Here is an 11,931-nt window from a genome sequence, read left to right as displayed (position 1 = left end):
CGCGGGGCCAGGTTTTGAACCATGACTTTGACAGGGAAATCAGTCGCACCCACACCGCCAGCCTGAAATATGATGCGCGCCAAAGCATGTTCGGCGAGCCAGGGGTTATTCCGCTATGGGTAGCGGATATGGATTTTGCCGCACCGCCAGCGGTGATTCAGGCATTGTCACAGCGAGCCGCCCATCCTGTATATGGCTATACCGTCTATCCGGATAGCCTGTATGAAGCGTTGATAGCCTGGTTGAAGCGGCGTCACGGTTGGGACATACGCCGGGATTGGATCATGATGTGTCCTGGGGTGGTGCCGTCGCTACACGCGGCTGTCATGACATTCGCCGAGCCGGGCGAAGCTGTCATTGTGCAACCCCCCGTGTATTTCCCCTTTTTTTCGGCTGTCACCAGTACCGGCAGACAACTGGTGCATAATCCGCTGCGCCTGAGGAACAGTCGCTATGACATCGATTATGATCATCTGGAGCGATGTGCGGAAGGAGCTCGTCTGTTATTGCTATGCTCCCCCCATAACCCTGTCGGCAGGGTATGGAGCAAACAGGAACTGAAACGAATCCTGCAAATTGCCGAGAAATACGGCCTGGCGATATTTTCGGATGAGATCCACGCAGATCTGCTCTATCCTGGAAACCAGCATCATGTGCTGTCGATGCTCGCGGAAGCATCGGCCGGAAACAGGGCTAGCGTCGTAACCGCTGTTGCGCCCAGTAAGACGTTCAACATTCCAGGGCTGAATCTTTCCGCTCTCATCGTCCCTAATCCCGAGTATCGGGAAAAGCTTGGCCAGACATTCGATATGATGCACGTCAGTGCATCCAATCCTTTCAGTATCGTCGCTTTCGAGGCCGCCTATCGGGAAGGCGAGGCCTGGCTGGATGCGCTGCAGGTTTATCTGCAGAAAACCCATGATGTTGTGGCGGAGTATCTTGCAGCGCATCTTCCGGAAATTCATCTCATCAAACCGGAGGGTACGTATCTGCTCTGGCTTGATTGTCATACGCTCATGACCTTGTTACGGATAAATGACATGCAACTAAGGCATTTCTTCGTGCATGAAGCGGGTGTGGGCATGAGCCCAGGTACTCTGTTCGGGGCGGCGGGAAGCGGCTTCATGCGCATGAATATTGGTGCGCCGCGCCACGTCGTTGAAACGGCCCTCGAAAATATCAGAAAAGCAGTATATCGGGCGAAGCATGGAAACGAGCACGGCCCAACAAACTTCTGAACGAGCCCGAGATTACCGGCAGAGACCATTGTCGATGGAAGCGCGTTCAAGGGTTTTCCCCTTGCGTCGGGCGACATCTCCATTCCTTTCTACCGGGAAGAATTTGGCAGGAGTGGCGTTGCTTGCCAGCGGAAGGTCAATTGGGAGGGCCGGTTCCAGCATATCGATGCAATGGAAGCAACCGTTAGGGTTCACGCGTGACCAGACCTGACATCCATTGCGTTCCTGGCGGTCTGGTCACTCCTTTCTTACGGTAGATGAGGCAGGAAGCCTCGCTGCTTCGCCAGACTATTGTCCTCTTGATTGTTCAGTCAAGCTTTGTTTCGGATCCTTTCTTTGCCCACCGTATTTAGCGACATGCCATGAACGCAGCAGTACACGCCCATAGTGGCTGGATCGCGGTTTTCCTTACCATTTGCATCTGGACAGGCTTTATTCTTGTTACGCGGCATGGCGGCGCAGGCACGCTGACGAGCTGGGATATCACGTCGCTGCGTTTCGGCGTAGGCGCGTCAATTGCTGTCTTTTTCCTGCCCCGGATCCTGTTGCCGCCCCTCAAGGTCATCGTGCTATTTTCATTGTTTGGCGGTATCGGCTATGCCGCTGCCGTATATGCCGCTTTCCGGATGTCGCCCGCCGCGCATGCTTCAGTACTGTTGCCCGGAGCACTGCCATTCTTGACAGCGATTATTGGGTGGATCTGGCTCGGCCACAAACCGGTAAGGCAGCGCCGCATCGCACTGCTTATTGTCTTTGCGGGCATCGTATTGACTGCCGCCGACTCAATTTCACGCGGCCCTCAACTCACCCGCGTGCAAATTCTGGGCGACCTGCTTTTTCTTTGCGGCTCATCGTCGTGGGCGGTGTTTACGCTGCTGCTTGGCCGCTACCCGGTACCGCCCCTTGCTGCAACGGTAGCTACCACACTGGGCAGCGCGATAGTCTATCTGCCCATCTGGTGGTTGTTTCTGCCTAGTACGCTCGGTCAGGCGACCATAAGCGAAATTGCCGTTCAGGCCGTATATCAGGGTGTGCTGGTGGTGTTCGTCGCGATGTTGCTCTATACCTTTTCGGTGCGCCGTCTTGGTTCACAAACCGTCGCCTTGCTGATGGCTTTTGTGCCTGTCATATCGGCGCTCGCCGCTATGCCACTTCTGGGCGAGCCGCTGTCTTTACTGACACTGACGGGATTGGGTGCAGTAACCGCGGGCGCCGTTCTCGGTGTTCGGGAAGATCGCGGCGCCAGGATCAGTGCGTGAATGCGAGTAACATAACATCCCAATAGGGCATAATGTGTCCGCTGCCTGCCTTCTTGAAAAACACTCTCCCTAGAGCAAGCGGACCATCATGGACTCACTAAAATATAGGGAGGGCGGAAAAATGGCGGGATCGGCGCTCGACGTTCAGTAAAGAGTGAGAAGGCGCTCATTATTCATTCGCGAGGACGGACTAGAGGACGGGACTACGCGGCATGGTGACAATTCAGCTATGTTTAGATGGCAATATTACTGACACTCTACACCCCGATTAACCATGCCAAAACCCGGACTTTCCCCGATTTCTTCCATAGGCGTTTTGCCCGGCTTGCCATCGGCAGCCCTTCCTTCCGTCTGGGCAGCCCAAGTCGAATCACAGCTCCTGGATGAAGAGAAGGTGCTGGCGTGGCTCGAAACCGATCTCGATGCCCAACTATATTTTTCAACCGGGCTTGTTGTTGTTACAAATAAACGATTGCTGGGTACGGCGGAGAAGGACTCAACCTGGCGGGACTGGCCCTACCGGCTGGGGCTTACGCTTGCGCGTCATGATCATGCCGGCATCGGCAGCATCGAGCTTCTGGACGAGAATTCATTACTCGCTGCCTGGCATTATACATTGGGCAGTAGTGCGGCTGCCGGTCGTCTGATTGAACAATTTACGCAACAGCTCAACTACCTGCTCACAGGGGAACAGCCCCCGCCGCCCGCCGAGGTGCGATGCCCCAAATGTCAGAGAGTACTTGATGTGCCCTTATTGCCAGGCGAGGAAGAGTGCGCGGCGTGCAGAGAGGAGAGTCAGACGCCGCCGTCGACCTGGACACTCTTTCGCTTGTGGCGTTTTGCCAAACCCTACAAATTTCGGCTGCTCACTGGTTTTCTGCTGACGTTAGGCAGCACGGCTGCAGCGATGGTGCCACCTTACATGACCATGCCACTGATGGACAATGTGTTGATACCCTATCAGAATGGCAAGCCAATCGACGTTGACCTGGTCGTATTCTATCTGACCGGCCTGCTTGGCGCGGCAATTCTGGCATGGATGCTGAGCTGGACGCGAACCTATATGCTGGCGCTGGTTTCTGAACGTATCGGCGCCGACCTTCGCACTGCAGCCTACGAACATCTTCTAAAACTCTCGCATGCCTATTTCGGCGGAAAACGGACAGGCGACCTGATGGCGAGAATTGGTTCCGAAACCGACCGCCTTAACATGTTTTTATCGCTACACCTGCTTGATTTCGCTACCGATGTGCTAATGATCGGCATGACTGTCGTCATCCTGGTTTCGATCGATCCCTGGCTTGCGTTAATGACACTGGTGCCGCTCCCCATCATCGCCTGGCTGATCCACCTGGTGCGCGACAGATTACGCACCGGATTTGAAAAGGTAGACCGTGCCTGGGCTGAGGTCACCAGCGTGCTTGCCGACACCATTCCCGGCGTACGCGTTGTCAAGGCGTTTGCGCAGGAGAAGCGCGAGGCCACACGCTTCCGCGCCGCGAACGAGCGCAATCGGGAGGTCAACGATCGCGTCAACAAGGTCTGGTCGTTGTTTACCCCCACGGTTACGCTGCTTACCGAGGTCGGGCTGCTCGTGGTGTGGATTTTCGGTATCTGGCAAGTATCCAGAGACGAAATCACGGTTGGCGTACTGACTGCCTTCCTCGCCTATATCAGCCGTTTCTACATGCGGCTCGATTCGATGAGCCGCATTGTCTCATTTACCCAGAAGGCCGCGGCAGGCACCAAACGGATCTTTGAAATACTTGATCACGTTTCCAGCGTTCCGGAGCCGGCACATCCCGTGCATCTGCCCGTCGTTAAAGGCCGCATCGAGTTATGCGACGTGGGGTTTCGTTATGGTACCCGCAGTGTGACGCGCGACATCAATATCAACATCGAGCCGGGCGAGATGGTCGGCCTGGTTGGGCACAGTGGATCAGGCAAGAGCACGATCGTCAACCTGATCTGCCGCTTTTACGATGTTACTGAAGGCGCGATTTTGCTGGATGGAGTGGATATTCGCACGCTGCCGGTAGCCGAATACCGTAAGCATATCGGTCTCGTGCTTCAGGAGCCCTTCCTGTTTTTCGGAACCATTGCAGAGAACATTGCTTACGGCAAGCCCGATGCGAAGCGAGATGAAATTGTTGCCGCAGCCCGCGCTGCCCATGCCCATGAGTTCATTCTGCGCTTGACTCACGGCTACGACTCTCTGGTTGGCGAGCGGGGACAAGCACTATCGGGAGGTGAGCGGCAACGAATATCGATTGCTCGCGCACTGCTTATCGACCCGCGTATTTTGATCCTGGATGAGGCCACTTCCTCTGTTGACACCACCACCGAGAAAGAAATACAGAAAGCGCTCGAAAATCTGGTACGCGGCCGCACGACCATCGCAATTGCCCACCGTCTTTCCACCCTGCGCGATGCCAACCGGCTGATTGTGCTGGACCGTGGCAGTATCGTCGAGGTAGGCAATCACGCTGAATTGATGGAGCGCGAAGGTCATTATTACCGCCTCTATCAGGCGCAGGCCCGCAACGTCGATATCGAAGGTGATTTGCGCAGGCCGGAGGTCGAACGCAAGGTTGAGGAGGGTCGCGAATGACTGATAAAACACCTTATCGGCTGAGCCGTGACGCTTTCGGGCGTCTCGTATATACGGGGCCGGATGGCGAAACGCAAGTAGGCATAGTCCCGGCACGCGCGTTTCCGATAACCGCCCCGGATCACGGTCTGGCGTTAATCGATCCGAACGGCCACGAACTGGCCTGGATCGACCGGTTGGATGATGTACCCCGGGATATGCGTGAACTTGTCGAAGCCGAGCTCGCCAGCCGCGAGTTCATGCCTGAAATCAGCCGCATTCAAGACGTTTCAAATTATGCTACGCCTAGCACCTGGTACGTTGAAACGGACCGTGGCAAGACAGCCTTCATTCTCAAGGGGGAGGAGTATATTCGCCGGCTTACCCCGCCCGCTCTGCTGATTACTGACAGCCATGGCATTCACTTCCTGATTCGCGACCGTTATGCACTCGATCATCACAGCCGAAGAATTTTGGACCGCTTCCTTTAGAACAGATTATCGAAGCGCTGTGCAACTCGCGCATCCCACCGAAAAAACCTTCCGTTCCATACCGGTGTTCCAATCTATTGGGGGCATATAAATTCCACGATTTGGAAATGAGGTGCTGTACAGATTCTTGTGCGCTCGTAATTTTCTCTCCAGTGTGCGCTACGTACGGCTCAGGTGTCTGAATAATTGTCGCTGACTAGCGACATAAGATAGTCATATTACATCAATTGCTTAATAGCAGCGTGAGATGCAAATGTCGGTTGGGGGCGACATTGATACTTCTTTCCTTGAGTCAACCTATTGTTTTTTTGATTATTAGGTTTGGCATGATTTATGCTTGATCTTTCTCGCTTGCCTATCCGTGCTGGACAATAATGGACCCCCACGAAAAAACACAAGGCTGATCCGCAGGTTTTCCCATTTGAAACATTAGTCACGTATGAATTTAATTCCTCATCCGTCAAATCGACGTATGGTAGAACGGTTCCCAACACGGCCGCATTAGCCAACCGATATAAACCTGGTCAACCAACAGAGCATGCTGTACCACAGTCGGCTTGAGTGTGAGTGAGAACCGGTCATATGGACGATCAAGGATCTGAAACCGTTCTTCCGGGGACCGTTGCAGCGTTTGGGTTCAACATGATTAGTCTATCGAGCTGTAAACCGATTCTCCGCAATCGCGTTAGTCCAGCTTTAACTTACTCCGTGCGAGAATCCATGCTGGCCTACGCGAATACAACCACTGACTCGGCGAACCCGGCCCCGAATAGTAGAGATATTAAATTTATTGAGATTCGCCACCTAAACGGTCCGAATATGTGGACTTGTCGCCCGGTCCTTGAGGCAATTGTCGATATCGGCGAGCTTGAAGACTTCCCCTCAGATACGATCCCCGGCTTTTACGAGTGCCTGTCTTCCTGGCTTCCGTCACTGGTTGAGCACCGCTGCAGCTATGGAGAGCGCGGCGGTTTCCTGCGGCGGCTCAAGGAGGGCACCTGGACGGGCCACATTCTGGAGCATATTACGCTTGAGCTGCAAAACCTTGCCGGCATGCCTGGCGGCTTTGGCAGAGCTCGTGAAACGTCGCTGCGCGGGGTTTACAAGGTGGCCGTCAGCGCGTGGCATGAGGATATTGCACGTAGCGCCCTCTCCGCGGCTCGTGAACTGGTGCTGGCGGCGATGGGACGCTGGTCCGGTGATGAGCCCTATAATATCAAACAGACCATCGAACGCCTGCGTGACATGGTTGACTCCCTGTGGCTGGGGCCTTCAACCGCCTGTATCGTTCAGGCCGCCGCGGGCCGCAACATCCCCGCTATCCGCCTTCTCACCAAGGGAAACCTGGTTCAGCTCGGCTATGGCATTCGAAGCCACCGTATCTGGACAGCCGAGACGGACCGCACGCCAGCCATAGCGGAAAGTATCTCGCGCGATAAGGATTTGACCAAGGCATTGCTTCAGTCATGCGGGGTTGCTGTCCCTGAAGGCCGAACTGTTCATAGTGCCGAAGATGCCTGGGAAGCCGCTCAGGACATCGGGTTGCCGGTGGTCATCAAACCCTGCGATGGCAACCATGGACGTGGCGTTTTTATCGAGTTGAGCAAGCGCGAAGAAGTCGAGTCAGCTTACCATGTGGCTCTGGAAGAGGGTGATGGCGTATTGATCGAACGTTATGTTCCGGGTACGGAACATCGCTTGCTGGTGGTCGGCGGCAGGCTCGTTGCCGCAAGCCGAGGTGATTCGGTCTCTGTTACCGGCGACGGTATATCAACTATTGGCGAGCTGATCCGCCACCAGATCAATTCGGATCCACGCCGCGGGGCATCCGAAGATCATCCTCTGAATCCTGTCAGCGTAGATGGTATAACGATCATGGAAATTGTCCGTCAGGGCTTTACCATCAATTCGGTTCCACCGGCCGGCCTGGAAGTTCTGATTCAGCGTAACGGCAATCATGCTTTCGATGTCACTGACGAAGTGCACCCGAGCATCGCTGCGGCCGCTTCCCTTGCTGCGCGCATTATCGGACTGGATATTGCGGGCATCGACCTCGTAGCCAGGGATATCTCGCGTCCGCTTGCCGAACAGGGCGGGGCGATCGTTGAAGTCAACGCGGGTCCCGGTTTGCTGATGCACATCAAGCCTGCCATTGGCACGCCTAGACCTGTCGGTGAAGCTATCGTCGATCATCTCTTTCCGAACCATGACGATGGCCGTATTCCCATTGTAGGCATCACTGGCAGCTACGGAAAAACCATGGTGGCGCACCTGGTTGCTCAACTACTGGCGTTATCCGGCAAGCATACAGGCCTCGCATGCAGCGACGGCTTCTATCTCGACCAGAGGCAGGTTTATAAGGGCGACCACGCCAAATGGAAGGGGGTCAACAACATTCTGATGAATCGCTCAGTTGAAGCCGCTGTTTTTGAAAATGGAGGCGATAGCATGCTGAATGAGGGATTGGCCTACGACGGTTGTCATGTCGGCGTGGTAACCAATGTCGAGTTATCGCGGCATTACGGGCAGTATATCGAAACGCCCAAACAGGTTTTCGATATACTGCGTACCCAGGTGGATGTAGTGTTGCCCACAGGCGCAGCAGTGCTGAATGCCAGGGAGGCAATGCTGGTCGAAATGGCTGCGCTGTGCAATGGTGAAATCATTTACTTCAGTCTCGATCCCGGGTTGCCGGTAATAAAAGAGCATTGCTTGCGCGGCACGGCGGGTATAAACGGCGTGAAGGGCAAACGGGCAGTGATGGTTCGCGATGGCGAAATTCTCCTCGTTACCGGTTCCAGCGAACTGCCGTTGAGTAAATTGGCTGATGTTCCGCTTACCGGAGACGGGCATGCGATGCATGCTGTCGAGAACGTTCTCGCAGCAGTGGCTGCTGCCTGGGCACTTGGTATCGAACCTGGCCTCATACGTGCGGGAATCGAAAATTTTTCGGTATTTAACATGACGTGAAAACCAAATCAGCAGCACCTCCGGTACAAGAAACATCAGGAGAATTTTCGATGAAAGTATCACGTATCCGTGCATTGCGCGGCCCCAATTTATGGAGCCGGCATACAGTGATAGAAGTGATTGTTTGCTGTGGCGCAACGGAATTTCCCGTAAGGGAAATTCCGGACTTCCTGGGCTGTTTGCGCGAACGATTCCCTCAAATCAATCTGCTCCAGCCGGAATCCCATCAAGAAGCCGGGATGGTGGCGCATGCACTGGAACGTGCTGCCCTTGGTCTGCAAATACAGGCCGGTTGCCCGGTGACCTTCAGTAAGACTGTTCACACGCTGGAAGCCGGCACTTATCAGGTTATTGTAGAGTACAGCGAAGAGGAGGTAGGCAGGCTCGCCATCGATCTCGCGCAAGCCTTATGTCATGCGGCTGCCGACGGCGCCTCCTTCGATCTGGACGGCGCGGTGCACCGCCTCCGTGAACTGGATGAGGAAATACGGCTCGGGCCGAGTACGAGCGCAGTCGTCCGCGCGGCCACCGCACGCGGGATTCCCTTCCGCAGGCTGACTGATGGCAGTATGGTGCAATTTGGTTGGGGTAGCCGTCAGCGTCGTATTCAGGCTGCGGAAACCTGCCTGACCAGCTTTGTGGCGGAGTCCATTGCGCAGGATAAGGAGCTGACCAGAACGTTGCTGAACGCTGCGGGTATTCCCATCGCCCCCGGTAGACAGGTAGCGAACGCGGAGGACGCGTGGACTGCGACCTGCGAAATAGGCGCACCTGTTGTTGTTAAGCCGCAGGATGGCAATCAGGGCAGGGGAGTCGGCGTAAACCTCATGAGCCGTGAACAAGTGGAAGCCGCTTATGCGGCGGCGGCTGAGATCAGCGGCAAAGTCCTGGTTGAGCGTTACATTCCAGGCCACGACTACCGCATCCTGTTGGTCGGCAATAAGCTGATTGCCGCGGCTCGGCGCGATCCGCCCCAGGTTATTGGCGATGGCATGCACAGCGTAGGTCAGCTGGTAGATCGGATCAATAGCGACCCGCGGCGCGGAGAGGGCCACGCCAATGCGCTTACAAAAATACATTTCGACGAAATTGCCCATGCCCATCTGGCAATCCAGGGTTTGACGGCGGAATCCATACCATCTCAAGGGACACGCGTGCTGCTGCGCAGTAACGCCAATCTTTCCACTGGCGGAACAGCTACCGACGTTACCGACGATGTTCATCCCGAGTTCGCCGCGCGCATGGAAGCTGCCGCACAAATGATCGGCCTGGATATCTGTGGAGTCGATGTAGTCTGCGATACGGTATCGAAACCGTTGGAAGGGCAGGGCGCCGTTATCGAAATCAACGCCGCGCCGGGCCTCCGCATGCATTTGCAGCCTTCGTTCGGCAAAGGACGGGCAGTGGGAGAGGCAATTATTGCCAGTATGTTCAAAAAGGGCGATGACGCGCGTATTCCGGTCGTGGCGGTGACAGGTACCAATGGCAAGACCACCACGGTTCGCCTTATCGCCAATATCCTTGATTGCCAGGGCATGCGTGTGGGCATGACCAGTACCGACGGCGTCTATATCGACGGGCAGCGCATTGACACAGGCGACTGCAGCGGCCCCAAGAGTGCAAAAAAGGTTCTCCTCCACCCCGATGTCGATGCCGCGGTATTAGAGACCGCTCGAGGCGGCCTGTTGCGCGAGGGTCTGGGCTTCGATCGATGCGATGTCGCGGTGGTAACCAACATCGGCATGGGCGACCACCTTGGCCTCTCATACATCAACACCGTGGAGGATCTGACTGCCGTCAAACGCGTCGTCGTTCAAAACGTCACCCCTGGTACGGGCATCGCCGTATTGAACGCGGCCGATCCTTTCGTGGCCGGCATGGCGGCTCACTGTCCTGGCAAAGTAACCTTTTTCGCCCGCGATCCGGACAATCCGGTAATAGCGAGGCACCGGGCACAAAACAAGCGCGTCGTCTATCTCGATGAAGACGCCATTGTCGCTTCAGAGGGTGGCATTGAATACCGCATACCACTGTCCGGAATTCCCGTTACCCAAAATGGCGCTATCCCATTCCAGATCGAAAACGCGATGGCTGCGACGGGAGCAGGCTGGGCGCTTGGCCTTGATTGGGAGATCATACGCGCAGGTCTTGCCAATTTTGTCAGCGATACCCTAACCGCGCCAGGCCGTTTCAATCTCTTCAGTCACCGTGGCGCTACCCTTATTGCGGATTACGGTCATAATGCAGACGCAATCCGGGCACTTGTGCGCGCCATCGACAAGATGCCAGCCAAGCGGCGCTCCGTGGTTATCAGTGGCGCTGGAGACCGTCGCGATGAGGATATTCGCCAGCAGACCGAAATTCTTGGCGATGCTTTCGACGAGGTGGTGCTTTATCAGGACCAGTGCCAGCGGGGCCGTGCCGATGGAGAAGTGCTGAGTCTGTTGCGGCAGGGGCTGGAACATGCGAAACGCGCCAGGGATGTCAAAGAGATCCGCGGTGAGTTTGGAGCGATCGATGCCGCTTTTGCCAACCTGAAAGACGGAGAATTATGCCTCATTCTCATCGATCAGGTGGAAGAAGCGCTGGGGCACATTACCAAGCGTGTTGTTGCGGGCTAGCGCTGGGTATTGGGCTTTCGTGATTTTTGGGAGTTACGTTTGTGCAGCCGACAGCGGATAAGGTCAAAATTTCAGCATACGGATAATAAAATTGACTGTCATAGCGAGGAAATTTACGGGCTTGCTATTGTCATCTACTTGATCATCATTTACTTGCCCATCCATAGCGTCACTTTCTTCAGCATGCATAACGTCACCTCCTTTGCATTCCATTAACAGGAAAATCATTAAAATGTCATAATCGAAGGTCATAAGATAGCCTATCGCCCGCCACTTTGTCAATTTTTATATGTTTAAAGTTGTTTATGTTGCTTTCTAATTATTTATAGTTGGAACAGTGGAAATGGATGAAGGCATGTTGACGACAAAAGCATCTGAACCATCTGCTGCGGGCACCGCATTTCTATCCGGCATATCGCCGGTTGCAATCTGTCGAAGTTAGTCCTAAACTGAAATAGCATCCGGGCTGGGCTATGCGCCGGGTTCGTGCGATGTTTCTTTATTGCTTAAACTTCCCAGAAGGAGAAAAACCATGGCAGGAGACAGCGTTTATCGAATAACGGAGATAATAGGAACCAGCAAGACATCCTGGGAGGATGCCGCCAAAAACGCCGTCGAGACGGCGTCAAAGAGCTTGAGGGATTTGAGAGTTGCGGAAATAGTAAAGCTTGATATGGTGATTGAAGATGGTAAAGTGGCTGCGTATCGCGCGCGAGTCAATCTGTCTTTCAAGTATGAGGCCGACAAATAGACAGGGAACTC

8 protein-coding genes are annotated in these 11,931 nt (G+C 54.8%); 7 read left to right on the top strand and 1 reads right to left on the bottom strand.

What is annotated here, in order from left to right; genetic code table 11:
• Positions 1-14: 14 nt before the first annotated feature.
• The 6 genes from BMX66_RS06330 (at position 15) to cphA (BMX66_RS06305) (ending at position 11,169) form a co-directional block, all read left to right on the top strand.
• Positions 15-1,238, top strand: a complete 1,224-nt coding sequence (locus tag BMX66_RS06330) for a MalY/PatB family protein (RefSeq protein ID WP_090879400.1) — start codon at positions 15-17, stop codon at positions 1,236-1,238.
• 362 nt (positions 1,239-1,600) lie between these two features.
• Positions 1,601-2,497 (top strand): DMT family transporter, encoded by an 897-nt coding sequence (locus tag BMX66_RS06325; RefSeq protein ID WP_090879399.1) that lies wholly within the window; start codon positions 1,601-1,603, stop codon positions 2,495-2,497.
• Between the two features lie 274 nt (positions 2,498-2,771).
• Positions 2,772-5,108, top strand: coding sequence for a cyanophycin metabolism-associated ABC transporter (locus BMX66_RS06320; RefSeq protein ID WP_090879396.1), 2,337 nt, complete (start codon positions 2,772-2,774; stop codon positions 5,106-5,108).
• Positions 5,105-5,578, top strand: coding sequence for a cyanophycin metabolism-associated DUF1854 family protein (locus tag BMX66_RS06315; protein WP_090879394.1), 474 nt, complete (start codon positions 5,105-5,107; stop codon positions 5,576-5,578). Before BMX66_RS06320 ends, BMX66_RS06315 begins: the two co-directional genes overlap by 4 nt.
• A 720-nt stretch (positions 5,579-6,298) precedes the next feature.
• Positions 6,299-8,548 carry a cyanophycin synthetase gene (gene cphA / locus BMX66_RS06310; RefSeq protein WP_090879391.1) on the top strand — a complete coding sequence of 750 codons (2,250 nt, stop codon included), beginning with the start codon at positions 6,299-6,301 and terminating at the stop codon, positions 8,546-8,548.
• Between the two features lie 50 nt (positions 8,549-8,598).
• Positions 8,599-11,169 (top strand): cyanophycin synthetase, encoded by a 2,571-nt coding sequence (cphA, locus tag BMX66_RS06305; protein WP_090879389.1) that lies wholly within the window; start codon positions 8,599-8,601, stop codon positions 11,167-11,169.
• A gap of 63 nt (positions 11,170-11,232) precedes the next feature.
• Here cphA (BMX66_RS06305) and BMX66_RS06300 read toward each other — a convergent pair whose 3' ends face one another.
• Positions 11,233-11,421 (bottom strand): hypothetical protein, encoded by a 189-nt coding sequence (locus BMX66_RS06300; RefSeq protein ID WP_090879387.1) that lies wholly within the window; start codon positions 11,419-11,421, stop codon positions 11,233-11,235.
• A 280-nt stretch (positions 11,422-11,701) separates the two neighbouring features.
• On the opposite strand from BMX66_RS06300, the gene BMX66_RS06295 reads away from it, so the two are divergent.
• Complete coding sequence (locus BMX66_RS06295) at positions 11,702-11,920, top strand: dodecin family protein (protein WP_090879385.1); 219 nt, start codon at positions 11,702-11,704, stop codon at positions 11,918-11,920.
• Positions 11,921-11,931 lie beyond the last annotated feature (11 nt).

Origin of the sequence: Nitrosovibrio sp. Nv6, from assembly GCF_900110495.1 — a bacterium.
Classification (GTDB): domain Bacteria; phylum Pseudomonadota; class Gammaproteobacteria; order Burkholderiales; family Nitrosomonadaceae; genus Nitrosospira.
Note: the sequence above shows the minus strand (reverse complement) of the source record. Positions and strands in the feature narration are given on the sequence as shown.